Origin of the sequence: Pseudomonas sp. B6(2017) (assembly GCF_002112765.1) — a bacterium.
In the GTDB taxonomy this organism is placed as follows: Bacteria; Pseudomonadota; Gammaproteobacteria; order Pseudomonadales; family Pseudomonadaceae; genus Aquipseudomonas; species Aquipseudomonas piscis.
In genome coordinates, this window is record NZ_NEIQ01000005.1 from 318,806 (window position 1) to 337,443 (window position 18,638).

An 18,638-nucleotide genomic window follows, 5' to 3' on the forward strand; every position below is an offset into this window, starting at 1 on the left:
CACCCAAAGGGCGGCGCGTTCTGAAGACGCAAACGATGATCAGCTGCCAGCGACGGTCATGCGTTCGATCAGTACCGAGCCGGTGCGGATGTTGCTGCGCAGTTCCAGGTCATTACCCACGGCCACGATCTGCTTGAACATGTCCCGCAGGTTGCCGGCAATGGTCACCTCCTGCACCGGGAACTGGATTTCACCATTCTCGACCCAGAAACCGGCGGCACCGCGGGAATAGTCGCCGGTGACCATGTTCAGGCCATGGCCCATCAGCTCGGTGACCAGCAGCCCTCGGCCCATGCGCCGCAGCAAGGCGGCCTGGTCTTCATCGCCATGGGTGACGAACAGGTTGTGTACCCCACCGGCATTGGCGGTGCTCGGCATGCCCAGTTTGCGCCCCGAATAGGTGCCAAGCACATAGGACACCAACTCGCCATCCTTGACGAAAGGCTTGGCGTAGGTGGCCAGGCCGTCGCCATCGAAGGCCGAGCTGCCCATGGCGCGCAGAAGGTGCGGACGCTCGTCGATGGTCAGCCATTGCGGGAACAGTTGCTGGCCCAGGGCACCTTCCAGGAACGAAGACTTGCGGTACAGGTTGCCGCCGGAAATCGCCCCCAGGAAGCTGCCGAACAGACCACCGGCCAGCTCGGCGGAAAACAGCACCGGCACTTCGCAGGTAGGCACCGGGCGAGCGCCCAGGCGACTGGCGGCACGCTGGGCGGCGCGCTGGCCGATGCTCGCCGGATCCGCCAGCAACTGGCCCTGGCGATTGACGTCATACCAATAGTCGCGCTGCATCTGGCCATCGGCCTCGGCGATCATCACGCAGCTCAGGCTATGGCGAGTGGACGCGTAGCCACCGATGAAACCATGGCTGTTGCCATATACCCGGCAACCCTGGTGGGTGTTCAGGGTAGTGCCGTCGGCATTCTTGATTCGCGCATCGGCAGCGAACGCCGCCTCCTCGCAGGCCAGGGCTTGCTCGATGGCCTGCTCGGGAGTGATGTCCCAGGCATGGAACAGATCGAAGTCCCGCACCTCGCTAGCCATCAGGGACGCATCGGCCAGGCCCGAGGCCTCGTCCTCGGAAGTGTGCTTGGCGATCGCCAGGGCTGCGGCCACGGTTTCACGGATGGCGTCCGGACCACTGGCGGAAGTGCTGGCCGAGCCCTTGCGCTGGCCTACATAGAGGGTGATGCCAAAGCCCTGGTCGCGATTGAACTCCACGGTCTCCACTTCCCGCTGGCGCACCGAGGTCGACAGGCCCTGTTCCAGGGATACTGCCACTTCACAGGCACTGGCCCCCTGGCGCCGCGCTTCGGCGATGATCTGCTCCACTTGCTCCTGCAGGGCCGGCAAAGCTTGTGGGCCGACGCTTTGTGCTGCACTCATGGTGTTCTCCACTCAAATTCTGCTTTCGATTAAGGCCGGCGAGCGACCGGGCCGGACAAGCGGCCCTCGACTGGTTATCATGGCGGCGTTTCTTTGCGGACTGCCACCATGGTTGATTCTTACGACGACTCCCTCGATGGGGAGAAAAGCAAAACCCAGGTCAAACGCGAGCTGCATGCTCTGGTTGATCTCGGTGAGCGCCTTACCACTCTCAAACCCGATCTGCAGGCCAAACTGCCATTGACCGACGCCCTGCGCCGGGCCCTGGCGGAAGCCCCCAAGCATGTCGCCCATATCGCCCGTAAACGCCACTTGCAATTCATCGGCAAGCTGATGCGGGACCAGGACATAGACGCCATCTTGCAGTTGCTCGATCAACTCGATGCCTCCACCCGGCAGTACAACGAACGCTTCCATAACCTGGAACGTTGGCGCGATCGCCTGATCGCCGGCGGCGACGACGTGCTGGACAAGTTCGTCAGCGAGTATCCCGAGGCCGATCGCCAGCAACTGCGCTCGCTGATCCGCCAGGCCCAGCATGAGGTGGCCCATAACAAGCCCCCTGCCACCAGCCGCAAGATCTTCAAGTACATCCGCGATATCGACGAGTCCCAGCGCGGCCTGCGCTGAGCCTTGCTCCGGCTGGGCCGCCCAGGCCGCCCAGCCGTCCCTTGCCCAATCACGCCCCTGTGCCGCCCACCGTGATCGCATCGATCTTCAGGGTTGGCTGGCCGACGCCTACCGGTACGGACTGCCCGTCCTTGCCGCAGGTGCCGACGCCACTGTCCAGGGACAGGTCGTTGCCCACCATCGATACCCGGCTCATGGCTTCCGGGCCGTTACCGATCAGGGTCGCACCCTTGACCGGCGCGGTGATCTTGCCGTCCTCGATCAAGTACGCCTCGCTGGTGGAGAACACGAACTTGCCGCTGGTGATATCCACCTGACCGCCGCCGAGGTTTGCGCAGTAGATGCCCTTCTTCACCGAGGCGATGATTTCCGCCGGATCGCTTTCGCCACCCAGCATGTAGGTGTTGGTCATGCGTGGCATCGGCAGGTGTGCGTAGGACTCGCGGCGGCCGTTGCCGGTGCGCGCCACGCCCATCAAGCGCGCATTGAGCTTGTCCTGCATATAACCCTTGAGCACGCCGTTCTCGATCAACGTGGTGCACTGGGTGGGAGTGCCTTCGTCGTCCATGCTCAGCGAGCCACGGCGCTCGGCCAGGGTACCGTCGTCGACGATGGTGCACAGCTTGGAGGCGACCATCTCGCCGATGCGGCCGCTGTAGGCCGAACTGCCCTTGCGGTTGAAGTCGCCTTCCAGGCCGTGGCCCACGGCTTCGTGCAGCAGCACCCCGGACCAACCGGAGCCCAGTACCACGGGCAAGGTGCCGGCTGGAGCCGGAATCGCTTCCAGGTTGACCAGCGCCTGGCGCAGCGCCTCGCGGGCGTACCCCATGGCCCGGTCCTCGCTGAGGAAATAACGGTAGTCGGTACGCCCGCCACCGCCATGGCCACCGCGCTCGCGCCGGCCGTTCTGCTCGACGATGACGCTGACGTTGAAGCGCACCAGCGGCCGCACGTCCGCCGCCAGGCCACCATCGGTGGAAGCCACCAGGATCCGTTCCCAGACCCCGGCCATGCTCACGCTGACCTGCTGGATACGTGGGTCCAGGGCCCGGGTCGCGGCGTCAACGCGCTTGAGCAGTTCGACCTTCTCGGCACGACTGATGACCTCCAGCGGATTGTCCGGGGCATACAGCTGCGCCACGTCCTGGGTAGAAAACGCCTGCACCTTGCCGTTCTGCCCGGCCCGGGAAATCGAACGCGCCGCGCGAGCGGCCTGGCCCAGGGCCTCCAGGGTGATGGCGTTGCTATAGGCGAAACCGGTCTTCTCGCCGGACTGGGCGCGCACCCCGACACCCTGGTCGAGGTTGAAGCTGCCTTCCTTGACGATCCCGTCCTCCAGGGACCAGGACTCGGAGATCTGCCCCTGGAAGTACAGGTCGGCAGCATCGATGCCCGGACCTGCCAGGTCGCCCAGCACGCCTTGCAGGCTTTCGATGGTCACGCCGCCAGGGGCTAGAAGATGTTCACTGACTGAGGACAACAACCCGCTCATATGCTTTGGCCTTAAATTCGTCGTACTTATGCAAGTCGTTGAACGCCTTGCGAGAAAATGCGCCGGTGGCTGAACACCGGCATCCGCGCCCGGATGGACGCTTGTTCGCTGCTGTCACGCTCGGCCAGCAGCACGCCTTCGCCCTGCTCCTGCTCGGCCAGCACCCGCCCCCAAGGGTCGACGATCGCCGCATGCCCGTAGGTCTCGCGGGGGCCGGGGTGCACTCCGCCCTGGGCCGCCGCCAGCAGGTAGCACTGGGTCTCGATGGCCCGGGCTCGTACCAGCACCTCCCAATGGGCGGCCCCGGTCACGGCGGTAAAGGCCGAGGGCGCGGTGATCAGCTCTGCCCCGGCAGCGCGCAATTCGCTGTAGAGCTCGGGAAAACGCAGGTCGTAGCAGACTGTCAGCCCCAAACGCCCCACCGGCGTATCCGCCACCACCACCCGGTTCCCATGAGCATAGTCATCGGATTCGCGATAGCGCCCGCGATTGTCCGCCACGTCGACATCGAACAGGTGCAGCTTGTCGTAGCGCGCCACCACTTGCCCCTGGTCATCCACCAGTAGCGAGCAGGCATTGGATTTGGCCTCGGGCTGGTCCTGGGGTGGCAACGGCAAGGTGCCGGCGACTATCCATAACCTGAGGTCGCGGGCGGCCTGTTTCAACCAGGGCAGGATCGGACCTTCACCCAGGGCTTCGGCACGCCCGACGGCGGCCATGTCCCGGCGGCCCATGGCGGCGAAGTTTTCCGGCAGCACCGCCAGCTTCGCCCCGCCGGCAGCGGCGCGCTCCAACAGGCCGCGAGCCTGTGCCAGATTGGCCAGCACATCGCTCTGGCTGACCATTTGAATCACCGCAAGGGACATGGCGACCTCCATATTGGGTAGAGCGCCATGCTACTCCATGGACGCAAGCCGCAGATGCTCAAAACGGCTTGTCGAAGGTGATCTTCGGCTCTTTCCACGGCCCCTTGACGTTGTACTTGACGCTGGCGAACCGCGCCACGCGATCGCCGATCAGCTTGTCGATCAGGAACAGCGCGCCACCCACCGCCGGCGCCCCGACGATCAGGGCGGCGATCGGCAGGTTGTTCGTCACCGGCAGGGTCACCAGCAGCTTGGCGTCCACCCGGTCGGCCACCATGTCCAGGGTGCCGTTGAGCTCCAGGTTGCTCGAGGGCCCGGTGAGCGCGATGGGCTCACGGGTGACATACACCCCGTTGCTGGCCGCCAGCACGCCCCGTACCCGGTCGTAGCTCAGGCCCTTGCCGAACAGGTCGGAGAAGTCCAGGCGCAAGCGCCGGCCAATGGAGTTGAAATTGAGCAAGCCGAATACCCGCAAGGCCTGGGCGCCGCCCTCGACCTCGACGAACTGCCCCTTGTTCAGGGTCGCATCGAGGCTGCCGGAGAAACGCTTCAAGCCAACCCAGGCCGGCGAACCGGGCCAACGGCCATCGACGTCCAGGTGAAAGTCCTCGCTGGTGACGGTAGGGGCAAAGCCCCAGCCCTTGAGTACATCAGCCAGGTTCTTGCCACCGATGCGTCCCCGGTACCAACTGCTGCTGGCACCCGCCTGCCCCTCCCAGCCACCGTCGCCTTCGAGCAACATGCCCTTGAGTCCAAGGTTCAAGCCATTGAACGACATGCCCTTGGGCGTGGGCCGGACCTTGAGCGCCCAGCGGCCAATCAGGTCCGGACCCTGGAACAGCTGGGCAATGGAGATGTCCAGCGGCGGCACATTCTTGGGATCCACCGATGCCAGGGGGTCAGGGGCGTTTTCATCGGCCTGGACCGTCGGGTCGACAGCCGGCAGGCGGACGTACTGCATGTCGATGGCCATGGGCGCCGCCTTGGCATCGGGAATACCGACATTGCCCTTGGCCTGCTGGCTATCGATCTGCAGCTCCCAGGCGCTGGGCTTGCGGGTCAGCAACAAGTTGACCTGGTCCAGGGTGCTGCCGAAGGCCGTGAGCTTGCCGACCTTGAAGTCCGCACTGCTGAGTAGTTGCTTGGCGCTGCCTCCTGGGTCTTGCCCGGCATAGCGGTCGGCCAGGGCCTTCCAGGGTTCGACATCCAGCTCCGACAACACGCCTCGCACCCGCAGGCCCTTGACCGTCGGCAACTGGGCTTCGCTGCCACCGAGGAACAACTCCCCCCGGCCTTCGGCGAACTTGCCATTGGGGGCGGCGAAGGTGAAGCCCGCCAGGTCGCCGTAACTGAACCAGTAGCGACGCTCGGCACCTTGCAAGGTCATGCGAAACACGCTGTTGCGCCCAGTATTGGCGGACATGCCGAATGGTGCCGGCAGGTCCACCGCGGCGCCCTTGAGGCTGGAACTGACCATCAGTTGGCTATCGGCGCCATCGAGGTTCAGCTGCAACTGGAACGGCAACTCGCCAGACACCGGCAATGGCTGGCTGACCTGCAACCAGTCGGTAAGCTTCTTGACCGCCACCTGACCCTTGGCCACCACCCGGGTATTGAGCTTGCCGGCGCGGCCATCGGCGAAGATCTGCGCCGTCAGCGGCCGCTCGAATGCCTGGGCACTGATCCCTTCGCCACTCAAGCCCTTGGCGCTGTCGAAGCGGAAGTCGCCCTTGAGCTGGGTCAGCTCCAGCGGCGGCTCGCTGAGCTTGAGACGGGCCTTGTCGGTCTTGAAATCCACCACGATCTTCGGCTCTTCGCCCTTGGCCAGGGGGATATCCAGGTCCACCTTGCCTTGCAGGTCGCCCTCGCCTTGCCAGCCCGCGAAGGTCGAGGCGGTACCGATCGGAGCCTCCTGGAGGATCTTCAGGCCATCGCCCAGGCCACCGGCAAAATCGCCGTCGATGTACATGTGCGAGCTTTGCCCGTCCGGCGCATGGGGGATGTTGACGAACACATCGCGCACCTTGGTATCGAGCAACTGGCCCTTGCTGGCGACGATGCGCACCCGGCTGCCTTCGATGAACACGTCGCCGTTGACCTTGGTCAGGTGCGGCCAGCCCGGCTGGAAGGCCAGCTCGGCATCATGCACCTTGAAGAACAGGCTGATGCTGCGCGCGGCCTCGATGGCGTCGTGGTTCAGCGAGCCCTGGTACTGGAAGAACCCCTGGTCCACCGCGCCCTTGAGGATCGCCGTGCGCAGCCATTCATCCACCGCCGGGTTGAGCACCTGGGGCAGGTACTTGGCGGTATAGCGCCCATCGCCGTCCACCAGGCCGACCCGCAGGTCCATGTAGTCTTCCTGGGCATGATCGAAGTGCAGGCGGATCAGGAAATCGCCGGCGATCTTGCCTTCCTCGCCCAGCACCTTGAGATACGGAGCGATCAGGGTGAAGCCTTCCTGGTCGAGCTTCCAGGTCAGCGTCGCGTTGGCCTGGATGTACTGCCAAGGCTTGGCGAAGATCGGGTACAGGTGCAAGGAGAAGTCCTTGCTGTCCATGCGCAGCTCGCCCTTGCCCAGGTTGCCGCTGATGCTGCCGCTGACGTTACGTGCCGCAGGCGCGCCGTGATAGGCATCGAAACCGACACGGTCGAGGTTGGCGGCGAAACTCAGGCGCTCATCGCCCGTGGCCTGGGGCCGGTAGTCCAGCAGTACATTGCGCAGCCCGCCCGTGACCTTCAGGTGGTCGACAGCCGTGGCTACGCCCTCGGGCAAAGGCGCCAGCGCATCGAGGATCGGGGTGATGGGCGCCAGGTCCAGGCGGTCGGCCTGCAGGTGCCAGAGTTCTTCGTTCTGCTCGCCGGTATTGCGCTGCTGCAATTGCAGGCGCGACTCCCAGCGGGTCTGGCCCAGGTTCAAGGCCAGGGAGTCCAGCTGCACCTCGAGGCCCTGGGCATTGCGCTGCAGATTGGCGTTGAGCGCCAGGTTCTTCAGGGTCACCGGGGTACGCGCGGCGTAGGCACCGGTCAGTTGCGGTGCATTGAGGCGCAGCGCTGCCCTCTGCACGGTGCGCCGGCCCCAGCTGAGCCATAGCTCGCCGCCGGCCTTGAGCTCCGAGAACTTCCATTGCTGGGTCAGGCGCGGTGGCAGCCAACGCGCCCAGTCGCTCTGCGGCAGGCTCAGGTACAGGTCGGCCTGGGCATCGCGCCAGGCCTCGGCGCGGATCCGCGTGCGCAAGCTCAGGGCCAGGGGTTGGCCGTCCGGCAGGTTCAGGCGCAGGTCCAGGCGTTGGCGGCTGGATCCGCTGCGCAAATTGAGGCCGACATACGACAAGGCGATGGGCTGGTGGTCACGGGGCAACAGGGTGACCTGGCTGTCCAGCACCGAGAGTTCCGCCAGTTGCTGCAGGCGCGACAACAGTTGCTCCGGCTCCATGGGCTGGTCTTGCTGCACCGGCAGGCCTTCGAGCTGCCATTGGCCGTCCGCGCCTTCCTTGAAGCTCAGGCTCAGGCCGCTGAGCTCCAGGTGGCCGATCCGCAATTCGCGGGCCAATAGGCTACCGAGCATGTCCGGGGCGACGCTGACCCGATCCAGGCGCAGGGCATTGGCGCCCTCGCCCACCATCACGTCATGGGCCAGGAGGATCGGCGACAGGCCGCTCCAGCGCCCCTCCAGGCTGCCGATATGCACCGGCAGGCCGACGGCGTCCTGGACCTTGGCCTCGACCTCGGCCTGGTACTCGGCTACCAGCGGCGTCAGTTCCCGGCCCAGGCTGACGTACAAGGCGGTCGCCACCAGTGCCAGTGCACAGAGGCCCAGTCCCCAGCGAACCAGTGTGGTGAACAAGCGGATCAGCCGCTCCATGTCAGTTGGCTCCCATGGCAAATGTCATGCAAAAAGCTGAAGCCAGCCGTTTCCAATCATGTAGAACACGCGGAATCAGAGCAGCACCACGTCGTATTGTTCCTGGGAATACATGGTTTCGACCTGGAACCTGATGGTGCGACCGATGAAACCTTCCAGCTCCGCGACATTGCCCGACTCTTCATCGAGCAGGCGGTCGACCACCTTCTGGTTGGCCAGTACCCGATAACCTTCGGCCTGGTAGGCCCGGGCCTCACGGAGGATTTCGCGGAATATCTCGTAACAGACGGTTTCCGGGGTCTTCAACTTACCCCGCCCCTGACAGCTGCTGCAGGGCTCGCAGAGCACCTGTTCCAGACTTTCCCGAGTGCGCTTGCGGGTCATCTGCACCAGGCCCAGCTCGGTGATGCCGATGATGTTGGTCTTGGCGTGATCGCGCTCCAGCTGTTTCTCCAGGGTACGCAATACCTGGCGCTGGTGCTCTTCGTCTTCCATGTCGATGAAGTCGATGATGATGATCCCACCCAGGTTGCGCAGGCGCAGCTGGCGGGCGATGGCTGTCGCCGCCTCCAGGTTGGTCTTGAAGATGGTCTCTTCCAGATTGCGATGGCCGACGAAGGCGCCGGTGTTGACGTCGATGGTGGTCATGGCCTCGGCCGGGTCCACCACCAGGTAGCCGCCGGACTTGAGCGGTACCTTGCGCTCCAGGGCCTTCTGGATTTCGTCCTCGACCCCGTACAGGTCGAAGATCGGCCGTTCGCCCGGATAGTGCTCCAGGCGGTCGGCGATTTCCGGCATCAATTCGGCAACGAACTGCGTGGTCTTCTGGAAGGTTTCCCGGGAGTCGATGCGGATCTTCTCGATCTTCGGGCTCACCAGGTCACGCAAGGTACGCAGGGCCAGGCCCAGGTCCTCGTAGATCACGTTGGGTGCACCGATGGTCTTGATCTGTGCGCCAATCTGGTCCCAGAGCCTGCGCAGGTAGCGGATGTCCATCATGATCTCGTCGGCGCCAGCCCCTTCGGCGGCGGTGCGCAGGATGAAGCCACCGGCCTCCTGGATGCCCTCCTGGGCCACGCAATCGCTGACCACCTGCTTGAGGCGCTCGCGCTCGGCCTCGTCCTCGATCTTCAGCGAAATGCCGACATGGGCGGTGCGCGGCATGTACACCAGGTAGCGCGACGGGATCGACAGCTGGGTGGTCAGGCGCGCGCCCTTGGTGCCGATGGGGTCCTTGGTGACTTGTACCACCAGGCTCTGCCCCTCATGGACCAGGGCGCTGATGCTCTCCACCGCCGTGCCCTCGCGGCTGGAGATTTCCGAGGCATGGATGAAGGCCGCGCGGTCCAGGCCGATGTCGACGAAGGCCGCCTGCATGCCGGGCAGGACCCGCACCACCTTGCCCTTGTAGATATTGCCGACGATACCGCGACGCTGGGTACGCTCGACGTGGACCTCCTGCAGTACGCCGTTTTCGACCACCGCCACCCGCGATTCCATCGGTGTGATGTTGATCAGGATCTCTTCACTCATGGCAAGGTCTCGTTCGGACGTGTTCATGGAGGGCCGCATGGGTCGGATTGAATGCCTTAGTGCGCTGGAACGTCTTGCCAGCAGGAAATGCCGAAATCACCGAGCAGTTCTGCGGTCTCGCACACTGGCAAGCCGACCACGGCGGAATAGCTGCCATTGAGCCCTGCCACAAACACCGCTGCAAGCCCCTGGATCGCATAACCGCCGGCCTTGTCCCGGGGTTCGCCGCTGGCCCAGTAGCGCCTCGCCTCCTGTTCGCTGATCGAGCGCAACCGCACCAGGCTGCGCACCACCCGCGCCTGACTGCGCTGGCCGTCGAGCAGGGCGACTGCCGTCAGCACCTCATGCTCGCGCCCGGAAAGCGCCATGAGCATCTCCAGGGCGTCGGCCTGGTCCCGCGGTTTGCCGAGGATGCGGCCATCGAGCACCACTGCGGTATCGGCGCCCAGGACACAGGCCGTGGAATCGCTGGCCAACGCCGCGCGACCGGCCGCCGCCTTGCCACGGGCCAGGCGTTCGACATAGGCGGCAGGGGCTTCGGCGGCCAGCGGGGTTTCATCGATGTCCGCGCCGATGACAGTGAACGGCACGCCGATCTGGGTGAGCAGTTCACGCCGACGCGGTGAACCGGAAGCGAGGTAGAGCGGATTCATCAAGACATCTCCCTGTCGAGGTGCGGGCCAATGCCTGACCGGCTCAGTTGATCTTGAAACGCCGGCGCAAACCGCGCAGGCCGAAGCTGACCCAAGGCCACAGCAAAGCGCTGACCAGGGCCGGGAGCACCACCGCCAGGGTCGGCTGGCGGTTGCCGGTCAGGGCACTGAGCCAGAGTTGCACCAGCTGCGCCAGGCCGAAGATCACCAGGATCACCAGGCTCTGCTGCCACATGGGGAAAATCCGCAGGCGCTGCTGCAAGGACAGCACCAGGAAGGTGATCAGGGTCAGGATCAACGCGTTCTGTCCCAGCAGCGTGCCATACAGCACATCCATGGCCAGCCCCAGGCACCAGGCAGTGACCATGCCCACCTTGTGCGGCAGGGCCAGGCTCCAGAATGCCAGCAGCAAGGCCAGCCACAGGGGCCGCAGGATCTCCATGAACTGCGGCATCGGCGACACGCTGAGCAACATGCCCACCAGGAATGTCAGCCAGACGATCCAGCCGTTATTCGAATAGGTAGTGCCCGCCATTATTCTCTTCCTCCGGTGGTGGCCGGCGCTGCGGCTGGCGGCTTGGCGGCTGCCGGTTTCACCACGGGTTTGTGGACCGGCTTGGCCGGAGCATGGGCCGCAGGCTTGACCGGGGTCGCCGGAGTTGCCGCAGGAGCGCTGGCCGGCGCGGCCGCTGCAGGTGCAGGCGCCGCCGCGGGCTTGGCGACCGTGCCCGGCACAACGACGCCACCCTGCTGGTCCTGGGCCTCCTGGGCCTGGGCCGCGTCATTGGCGCGCTCCTCGGCGGTACGCGAATCGCTGAACACCAGCAGCAGGTAGCGACTGCGGTTCAACGCCGCGGTGGGCACCGCGCGAACGATAGCGAACGGCTGGCCGGAATCGTGGATCACCTCCTTGACGGTGGCCACCGGGTAGCCGGCGGGGAAACGCTGCCCCAGGCCGGAACTGACCAGCAGGTCGCCTTCCTTGATGTCTGCGGTGTCGGCCACATGGCGCAGTTCCAGGCGCTCCGGATTGCCGGTGCCGCTGGCGATGGCGCGCAAGCCGTTGCGATTGACCTGCACGGGAATGCTGTGGGTGGTGTCGGTGAGCAACAGGACGCGCGAGGTATAGGGCATCAGCTCCACCACCTGGCCCATCAGGCCCCGGGCATCGAGCACCGGTTGGCCGAGGAACACGCCGTCGCGCTCACCCTTGTTGATCAGGATGCGGTGGGTGAAGGGATTGGGGTCCATGCCGATCAACTCGGCCACTTCGACCTTTTCGTTGACCAGTGCCGAGGAATTGAGCAGCTCGCGCAGACGTACGTTCTGCTCGGTCAGGGCCGCAAGCTTCTGCAGGCGCCCCTGCAACAGCAGGTTCTCGGTCTTGAGTTTTTCGTTTTCAGCGGCCAGTTCGGTGCGACTGCCGAATTGGCTGGCCACGCCTTGCCATAGCCGTTGCGGCAGATCGGTGATCCAGTAGGACTGCATCAGCACCAGCGACATCTGGCTACGCACCGGCTTGAGCAGTGTGAAGCGCGCGTCGACCACCATCAGCGTGATCGAAAGCACGACCAGCACGAGGAGGCGCACGCCCAATGAGGGGCCTTTGGCGAAAAGCGGTTTAATAAGCCGCTCCTCCCGGGCAAATGTTGTGTCTATTCATAAGGCGTCGAACCGGCCTGGGTGCAGATTGACAGAAGATAAACGCGACAGGCAGCACTGCAAAGTGCTGCCTGTGAGCGCAACAGCATAGATGCCGACAGCGAAGTTATTCGCTGGAGAGCAGGTCCATGGTGTGTTTGTCCATCATTTCCAATGCACGGCCACCGCCGCGGGCGACACAGGTCAGCGGGTCTTCGGCGACGATCACCGGCAGGCCGGTTTCCTGGGCCAGCAGCTTGTCCAGGTCACGCAGCAGCGCGCCACCACCGGTCAGCACCAGGCCACGCTCGGCGATATCCGAAGCCAGCTCCGGAGGCGACTGCTCCAGGGCGCTCTTGACTGCCTGAACGATGGCGGCCAGGGACTCTTGCAGAGCCTCCAGCACTTCATTGGAGTTCAGGGTGAAGGCACGTGGCACGCCCTCGGCCAGGTTACGGCCGCGCACGTCGACTTCGCGCACTTCACCGCCCGGGTAGGCGGTACCGATTTCCTGCTTGATGCGCTCGGCGGTGGATTCGCCGATCAGGCTGCCGTAGTTGCGGCGCACGTAGGTGACGATGGCTTCGTCGAAGCGGTCGCCGCCGACACGGACGGACTCGGCATAGACCACGCCGTTCAGGGAGATCAGGGCGATCTCGGTGGTACCGCCACCGATATCCACGACCATCGAGCCACGGGCTTCCTCGACCGGCAGGCCGGCGCCGATAGCGGCGGACATCGGTTCTTCGATCAGGAACACTTCACGGGCACCGGCGCCGAGGGCCGATTCACGGATGGCACGACGCTCAACCTGGGTTGACTTGCATGGAACGCAGATCAGCACACGAGGGCTGGGCTGCAGGAAGCTGTTTTCATGAACCTTGTTGATGAAGTACTGCAGCATCTTTTCGCAGACGCTGAAATCGGCGATCACGCCATCTTTCATCGGACGAATGGCAGCAATGTTGCCCGGAGTACGACCGAGCATGCGCTTGGCTTCGGTACCAACCGCCACAACACTTTTCTGATTACCGTGGGTCCGGATGGCTACGACAGATGGTTCATTCAGGACAATACCGCGCTCGCGCACGTAAATAAGGGTGTTGGCAGTGCCCAGGTCAATGGAAAGATCGCTGGAAAACATGCCACGCAGTTTCTTGAACATGGGAAAGGGACCCTAGGCAACGCGTGGGTAAAAAAGTGCGGCAAACTCTAACAACGACAGGGATTTTGGGCAAGGCGCCAATATGTTAAATTGGCGGCTTTTCTGTGCACCAACCCCCACAATCGCGGCCGTAAGACCGTAGAAATACGGTAGTGTTCCGACAATCTGACACGCGGACGATTTCCGCTTTTGTTTTCCACTGGAGAATCCCATGGCGCTTGAACGCTCCGATGTGGAAAAAATCGCTCATTTGGCCAGCATCAAGCTCAATGAAGGCGATCTTCCACACATCACCTCCGCCCTGAACAGCATTCTGGGGCTGGTGGATGAAATGCAGGCAGTCGATACCGACGGTATCGAGCCGCTGGCCCACCCCCTGGAAGCCAGCCAGCGCCTGCGCGCAGACGTTGTGACCGAGTCCAATCATCGCGAGGCCTACCAGTCCATCGCGCCAGCGGTCGAAAACGGCCTGTACCTGGTTCCGAAAGTCATCGACTAAAGGGAAAGAGCCTGCAATGCACCACATGACCCTGGCCGAGATCGCCCGCGGACTCGCCGACAAGAAATTCTCCTCCGAAGAACTGACCCGGACCCTGCTGGCGCGCATCGCCCAGCTCGACCCGCAGATCAACAGCTTCATCAGCCTCACCGAAGACCTCGCGCTGACCCAGGCCAAGGCCGCCGATGCCCGTCGCGCAAATGGCGAGAGCGGCGCCCTGCTGGGCGCGCCGATCGCCCACAAGGACCTGTTCTGCACCCAGGGCATCCGCACCAGCTGTGGCTCGAAGATGCTCGACAACTTCAAGGCGCCCTACGACGCCACCGTGGTCTCCAAGCTGGCCGCCGCCGGTACCGTGACCCTGGGCAAGACCAACATGGACGAATTCGCCATGGGCTCGGCCAACGAGTCGAGCTGGTATGGCGCGGTGAAGAACCCGTGGAACCTCGAGCACGTGCCGGGCGGTTCGTCCGGCGGTTCCGCCGCAGCCGTGGCCGCACGCCTGCTGCCGGCCGCAACGGCCACCGATACCGGTGGCTCGATTCGCCAGCCCGCGGCCTTCACCAACCTCACCGGCTTGAAGCCGACCTATGGTCGCGTGTCCCGCTGGGGCATGATCGCCTATGCCTCCAGCCTCGACCAGGGCGGCCCGCTGGCACGCACCGCCGAAGACTGCGCGCTCCTGCTGCAAGGCATGGCCGGCTTCGACCCGAACGACTCCACCAGCATCGATGAACCCGTGCCCGACTACAGCGCCAGCCTCAACGGCTCGCTGCAGGGCCTGCGCATCGGCGTGCCGAAGGAGTACTTCAGCGCCGGCCTCGACCCGCGTATCGCCGACCTGATCCACGCCAGCATCAAGGAGCTGGAGAAGCTCGGTGCGGTGATCAAGGAAATCAGCCTGCCGAACATGCAGCACGCGATCCCGGCGTACTACGTGATCGCCCCGGCGGAAGCCTCCTCCAACCTGTCGCGTTTCGACGGCGTGCGCTTCGGCTACCGCTGCGAGAACCCCAAGGACCTGGAAGACCTGTACACCCGTTCCCGTGGCGAAGGCTTCGGCAGCGAAGTGCAGCGCCGGATCATGGTCGGCGCCTACGCGCTGTCCGCCGGCTACTACGACGCCTACTACCTCAAGGCGCAGAAGATCCGGCGCCTGGTGAAGAACGACTTCATGAACGCCTTCAACGAAGTCGACGTCATCCTCGGCCCGACCACGCCGAACCCGGCCTGGAAACTCGGCGCCAAGAACAGCGACCCGGTCGCTGCGTACCTGGAAGACGTGTACACCATCACCGCCAACCTCGCCGGTCTGCCGGGCCTGTCCATGCCGGCAGGTTTCGTCGATGGCCTGCCGGTGGGCGTGCAACTGCTTGCCCCGTATTTCCAGGAAGGCCGCTTGCTCAACGTTGCGCACCAGTACCAGTTGCACACCGACTGGCACACCCGCACCCCAACCGGCTTCTGAGGAGACACACATGCAATGGGAAGTCGTGATCGGGCTGGAGATCCATACCCAGCTCACCACTCAATCGAAGATTTTCTCCGGTAGCTCCACCGCCTTCGGCGCCGAGCCCAACACCCAGGCCAGCCTGGTGGACCTGGGCATGCCCGGCGTGCTGCCGGTGCTGAACCAGGAAGCGGTGCGCATGGCGGTGATGTTCGGCCTGGCGGTAGACGCCCAGATCGGCCAGCACAACGTGTTCGCCCGCAAGAACTACTTCTACCCGGACCTGCCCAAGGGCTACCAGATCAGCCAGATGGACCTGCCGATCGTCGGCAAGGGCCACCTGGACATCCCCCTGGAAGACGGTACCGTCAAGCGCATCGGCATCACCCGTGCGCACCTGGAGGAAGATGCCGGCAAGAGCCTGCACGAAGAGTTCAACGGCGCCTCCGGCATCGACCTGAACCGCGCCGGCACGCCGCTGCTGGAAATCGTTTCCGAGCCTGACCTGCGCAGCGCCAAGGAAGCCGTGGCCTACGTCAAGTCGATCCACGCCCTGGTGCGCTACCTGGGGATCTGCGACGGCAACATGGCCGAAGGTTCCCTGCGCTGCGACTGCAACGTCTCGATCCGACCCAAGGGCCAGGCCGAGTTCGGCACCCGCTGCGAGATCAAGAACGTCAACTCGTTCCGCTTCATCGAGAAGGCGATCAACTCCGAGATCCAGCGCCAGATCGACCTGATCGAGGACGGCGGCAAGGTGATCCAGCAGACTCGCCTGTACGATCCGAACAAGGACGAGACCCGTCCGATGCGCAGCAAGGAAGAAGCCAACGACTATCGTTACTTCCCCGATCCGGACCTGCTGCCGGTGGTCATCGAGGACTCCTTCCTCGCCCAGGTGCGCGCGACCCTGCCGGAGCTGCCACCGCAGAAACGCGAGCGCTTCCAGGAACAGTTCGGCCTGTCGGTCTACGATGCCAGCGTGCTGGCCTCCAGCCGTGAGCAGGCGGACTACTTCGAGAAGGTCGCCAACATCGCCGGCGACGCCAAGCTGGCGGCCAACTGGGTCATGGTCGAGCTGGGCAGCCTGCTGAACAGGCAGGGCCTGGAGATCGACCAAGCCCCGGTATCGGCCGAGCAACTGGGCGGCATGCTCCTGCGCATCAAGGACAACACCATCTCCGGCAAGATCGCCAAGACCGTGTTCGAAGCCATGGCCAACGGCGAAGGCAACGCCGACGAGATCATCGACAAGCGCGGCCTCAAGCAGGTCACCGACACCGGCGCGATCTCGGCGGTACTGGACGAAATGCTCGCGGCCAACGCCGAGCAGGTCGAACAATATCGCGCCGCGGACGAAGCCAAGCGCGGCAAGATGTTCGGCTTCTTCGTCGGCCAGGCGATGAAGGCCTCCAAGGGCAAGGCCAACCCGCAACAGGTCAACGAGTTGCTGAAAAGCAAGCTCGAAGGCTGACCGGGACATGAAGCCGTGGCTTGCCAGTCGAAACGGGGTCCGCGTACCGCCGTTCTCGCTGGCAAGCCCTCCTTCCCCATCGATGCCCGCCCCCCTTTTCCCCATGCGTTCGCCCCTGCAATCCTGGCTCGGCGCCTGCGCCCTGCTGGCACTGCTCAGCGGCTGCGCCAGTAGCCAACTGGTCGACCCCCGGGGTTATGACGAGACCGGAACCGCCTCCTACTATGGTGCCCGGCATCACGGCAAGCGCACTGCCAGCGGCGAAGCCTTCGACCAGAACGGCCTTACCGCCGCCCATCGCCAACTGCCCTTCGGCACCCGGGTGCAAGTCACCAACCTGGCCAACGACAAGCGCGTCGTGGTCCGTATCACCGATCGAGGCCCGCACACCCGCGGCCGCCTGATCGACCTGTCCCACGGTGCCGCCCAGCAGTTGGACATGCTGCGCAGCGGAACCGCGAAAGTACGTGTCCAAGCCCTCAGCGACTGATTCCCGGAGTTCATCATTACCGCCTTCGCCGAACTGCCCCTGCTCAGCCTGATCCAGCTCATCAGCGGCCTGCTGATGCTGGTCGCCGGTGCCGAGCTGCTGGTCCGTGCGGCCGTGCGCCTGGTGGTCCGCCTGCATGTGCGGCCGCTGATCATCGGCCTGACCATCGTCGCCTTCGGCAGCAGTGCCCCGCAGCTGGCCATCAGCCTGCAAGCGACGCTGGGCGGCAGCACCGATATCGCCGTGGGTAGCGTGATCGGCAGCAGCATCTTCAACATCCTGGTGACCCTGGGCCTCTCGGCGCTGATCATTCCGCTACGGGTTTCCCGGCAACTGGTGCGCCTGGACATCCCGTTGATGATCGGCGCCAGCCTGCTGGTATTCGCCCTGGCCTACAACGAGCACCTGGGCCCGCTCGACGGCGCGATCCTGCTGGCGGCGCTGGTGCTGTACCTGGCCCTGCTGTCGCGCCAGTCGCGCCACGCCACGCGCCTGCACTCCCCCGCGCCACCCGCGCGCAAGCACCCGACGCCCTGGTTCAGCAGCCTGCTGCTGATCCTCCTGGGCCTGGGCCTGCTGGTATTCGCCGGGCACTTGTTGCTGGGCGCCGCGATCACCGTGGCCGACGACCTGGGCCTGTCGGAGCGGGTCATGGGCCTGACGGTGATCGCCGTCAGCGCCTCGCTGCCCCAGCTGGCCACCTCGCTGCTGGCCGCCCTGCGCGGCCAGCGCGATATCGCCGTGGGCAACGTGATCGGCGGCAATCTGTTCAACCTGCTGGGAGTCCTGGGGTTCACCGCCCTGGTGGCGCCCACGCCGCTGTCGGTCTCGCCCAATGCCCTGGACTTCGACCTGCCGGTGCTGCTCGGTGTCGCGACCCTGTGCCTGCCGGTGTTCTATTCCGGCTACCGCGTGACTCGGGCCGAGGGCTTGCTGCTGCTCGGCCTGTACCTGGCCTACGGGCTGCACGTGATGTCCTTCACGACCGGCATGCCCCTGGCGGGCAAGCTGGAGCGCCTGATGCTGTTTTTCATCCTGCCGGCGCTGGTGGCGTTCCTGCTGTTCAGTTCGCTACGGGCCTGGCACCGCCAACACAAGAGGGAAACACCATGAGCGAGAACAATAAAAGCGGTCTGCAGATGCGTCGCCAGGTGATGGGCGATGCCTTCGTCGACCGAGCCCTGGGCAACGCCACCGAGTTCAGCCAACCCTTGCAGGACTTCGTCAACGAACATGCCTGGGGAGGCGTGTGGAACCGCGAAGGCCTGCCGCTCAAGACCCGCAGCCTGATCACCCTGGCGGCCCTGACCGCCCTCAAGTGCCCGCAGGAACTCAAGGGCCACGTACGCGGCGCGCTGAACAACGGCTGCACTGTCGAAGAGATTCGCGAAGCGCTGCTGCACTGCGCGGTGTATGCCGGGGTGCCGGCGGCCGTCGATGCCTTTCGCGCCGCCCAGGAAGTGATAGACGCCTACCAGCAAGACCAGTGATATCTCG

General features: G+C 64.6%; 16 protein-coding genes. 7 read left to right on the forward strand and 9 right to left on the reverse strand.

All coding sequences use genetic code 11. The features are described 5' to 3' along the window. Window positions 1-39 precede the first annotated feature (39 nt). Window positions 40-1,386, reverse strand: a complete 1,347-nt coding sequence (gene pmbA / locus CAG11_RS10990) for a metalloprotease PmbA (RefSeq protein ID WP_085596318.1) — start codon at window positions 1,384-1,386, stop codon at window positions 40-42. Window positions 1,387-1,494: 108 nt separating this feature from the next. On the opposite strand from pmbA, the gene yjgA reads away from it, so the two are divergent. Next, entirely contained in the window at window positions 1,495-2,016 is a 522-nt protein-coding gene (gene yjgA / locus CAG11_RS10995; protein WP_085596319.1) for a ribosome biogenesis factor YjgA, read from the forward strand. A 49-nt stretch (window positions 2,017-2,065) separates the two neighbouring features. Here the strand turns inward: yjgA and tldD are convergent, their stop codons facing one another. From tldD to mreB, 8 genes are all read right to left on the reverse strand, one after another. After that, complete coding sequence (tldD, locus tag CAG11_RS11000; protein ID WP_085596320.1) at window positions 2,066-3,508, reverse strand: metalloprotease TldD; 1,443 nt, start codon at window positions 3,506-3,508, stop codon at window positions 2,066-2,068. Window positions 3,509-3,534: 26 nt separating this feature from the next. Continuing rightward, a complete protein-coding gene (locus CAG11_RS11005) occupies window positions 3,535-4,374 on the reverse strand; it encodes a carbon-nitrogen hydrolase family protein (RefSeq protein WP_085596361.1) in 840 nt (279 codons plus the stop codon). A gap of 58 nt (window positions 4,375-4,432) precedes the next feature. Then, complete coding sequence (locus CAG11_RS11010; RefSeq protein WP_085596321.1) at window positions 4,433-8,236, reverse strand: YhdP family protein; 3,804 nt, start codon at window positions 8,234-8,236, stop codon at window positions 4,433-4,435. Window positions 8,237-8,311: 75 nt separating this feature from the next. Continuing rightward, window positions 8,312-9,769: a ribonuclease G gene (gene rng / locus CAG11_RS11015; RefSeq protein ID WP_022642312.1), complete on the reverse strand. Its 1,458-nt coding sequence runs from the start codon at window positions 9,767-9,769 to the stop codon at window positions 8,312-8,314. Window positions 9,770-9,825: 56 nt separating this feature from the next. Beyond that, on the reverse strand, window positions 9,826-10,422 hold the full coding sequence (locus CAG11_RS11020; protein ID WP_085596322.1) for a nucleoside triphosphate pyrophosphatase: 597 nt from the start codon (window positions 10,420-10,422) through the stop codon (window positions 9,826-9,828). A 43-nt stretch (window positions 10,423-10,465) separates the two neighbouring features. Further along, window positions 10,466-10,957 (reverse strand): rod shape-determining protein MreD, encoded by a 492-nt coding sequence (gene mreD / locus CAG11_RS11025; RefSeq protein WP_022642310.1) that lies wholly within the window; start codon window positions 10,955-10,957, stop codon window positions 10,466-10,468. Then, a complete protein-coding gene (gene mreC, locus CAG11_RS11030) occupies window positions 10,957-12,048 on the reverse strand; it encodes a rod shape-determining protein MreC (protein WP_085596323.1) in 1,092 nt (363 codons plus the stop codon). The genes mreD and mreC overlap by 1 nt, the downstream gene beginning before the upstream one ends. Before the next feature lie 142 nt (window positions 12,049-12,190). Further along, window positions 12,191-13,228 (reverse strand): rod shape-determining protein MreB, encoded by a 1,038-nt coding sequence (mreB, locus tag CAG11_RS11035; protein ID WP_022642308.1) that lies wholly within the window; start codon window positions 13,226-13,228, stop codon window positions 12,191-12,193. 211 nt (window positions 13,229-13,439) lie between these two features. On the opposite strand from mreB, the gene gatC reads away from it, so the two are divergent. The 6 genes from gatC (at window position 13,440) to CAG11_RS11065 (ending at window position 18,631) form a co-directional block, all read left to right on the forward strand. Beyond that, window positions 13,440-13,727 (forward strand): Asp-tRNA(Asn)/Glu-tRNA(Gln) amidotransferase subunit GatC, encoded by a 288-nt coding sequence (gene gatC, locus CAG11_RS11040; RefSeq protein WP_022642307.1) that lies wholly within the window; start codon window positions 13,440-13,442, stop codon window positions 13,725-13,727. Between the two features lie 16 nt (window positions 13,728-13,743). Further along, complete coding sequence (gene gatA / locus CAG11_RS11045) at window positions 13,744-15,195, forward strand: Asp-tRNA(Asn)/Glu-tRNA(Gln) amidotransferase subunit GatA (protein WP_085596324.1); 1,452 nt, start codon at window positions 13,744-13,746, stop codon at window positions 15,193-15,195. A 10-nt stretch (window positions 15,196-15,205) separates the two neighbouring features. Further along, the gene (gene gatB / locus CAG11_RS11050) at window positions 15,206-16,651 is read left to right on the forward strand and encodes an Asp-tRNA(Asn)/Glu-tRNA(Gln) amidotransferase subunit GatB (protein WP_085596325.1); all 1,446 of its coding nucleotides are present in this window, start codon (window positions 15,206-15,208) and stop codon (window positions 16,649-16,651) included. A gap of 115 nt (window positions 16,652-16,766) precedes the next feature. Beyond that, a complete protein-coding gene (locus CAG11_RS11055; protein ID WP_085596362.1) occupies window positions 16,767-17,141 on the forward strand; it encodes a septal ring lytic transglycosylase RlpA family protein in 375 nt (124 codons plus the stop codon). Between the two features lie 48 nt (window positions 17,142-17,189). Beyond that, entirely contained in the window at window positions 17,190-18,254 is a 1,065-nt protein-coding gene (locus CAG11_RS11060; RefSeq protein ID WP_085596326.1) for a calcium/sodium antiporter, read from the forward strand. Next, the gene (locus CAG11_RS11065; RefSeq protein ID WP_022642302.1) at window positions 18,251-18,631 is read left to right on the forward strand and encodes a carboxymuconolactone decarboxylase family protein; all 381 of its coding nucleotides are present in this window, start codon (window positions 18,251-18,253) and stop codon (window positions 18,629-18,631) included. Before CAG11_RS11060 ends, CAG11_RS11065 begins: the two co-directional genes overlap by 4 nt. The last annotated feature ends 7 nt before the right edge of the window (window positions 18,632-18,638 follow it).

Excerpts from the sequence above, each read along its gene's own strand:
- pmbA (WP_085596318.1), bottom strand. The coding sequence starts at position 1,386 with ATGAGTGCAGCACAAAGCGTCGGCCCACAAGCTTTGCCGGCCCTGCAG.
- yjgA (WP_085596319.1), top strand. The coding sequence starts at position 1,495 with ATGGTTGATTCTTACGACGACTCCCTCGATGGGGAGAAAAGCAAAACC.
- tldD (WP_085596320.1), bottom strand. The coding sequence starts at position 3,508 with ATGAGCGGGTTGTTGTCCTCAGTCAGTGAACATCTTCTAGCCCCTGGC.
- CAG11_RS11005 (WP_085596361.1), bottom strand. The coding sequence starts at position 4,374 with ATGTCCCTTGCGGTGATTCAAATGGTCAGCCAGAGCGATGTGCTGGCC.
- CAG11_RS11010 (WP_085596321.1), bottom strand. The coding sequence starts at position 8,236 with ATGGAGCGGCTGATCCGCTTGTTCACCACACTGGTTCGCTGGGGACTG.
- rng (WP_022642312.1), bottom strand. The coding sequence starts at position 9,769 with ATGAGTGAAGAGATCCTGATCAACATCACACCGATGGAATCGCGGGTG.
- CAG11_RS11020 (WP_085596322.1), bottom strand. The coding sequence starts at position 10,422 with ATGAATCCGCTCTACCTCGCTTCCGGTTCACCGCGTCGGCGTGAACTG.
- mreD (WP_022642310.1), bottom strand. The coding sequence starts at position 10,957 with ATGGCGGGCACTACCTATTCGAATAACGGCTGGATCGTCTGGCTGACA.
- mreB (WP_022642308.1), bottom strand. The coding sequence starts at position 13,228 with ATGTTCAAGAAACTGCGTGGCATGTTTTCCAGCGATCTTTCCATTGAC.
- gatC (WP_022642307.1), top strand. The coding sequence starts at position 13,440 with ATGGCGCTTGAACGCTCCGATGTGGAAAAAATCGCTCATTTGGCCAGC.
- gatA (WP_085596324.1), top strand. The coding sequence starts at position 13,744 with ATGCACCACATGACCCTGGCCGAGATCGCCCGCGGACTCGCCGACAAG.
- gatB (WP_085596325.1), top strand. The coding sequence starts at position 15,206 with ATGCAATGGGAAGTCGTGATCGGGCTGGAGATCCATACCCAGCTCACC.
- CAG11_RS11065 (WP_022642302.1), top strand. The coding sequence starts at position 18,251 with ATGAGCGAGAACAATAAAAGCGGTCTGCAGATGCGTCGCCAGGTGATG.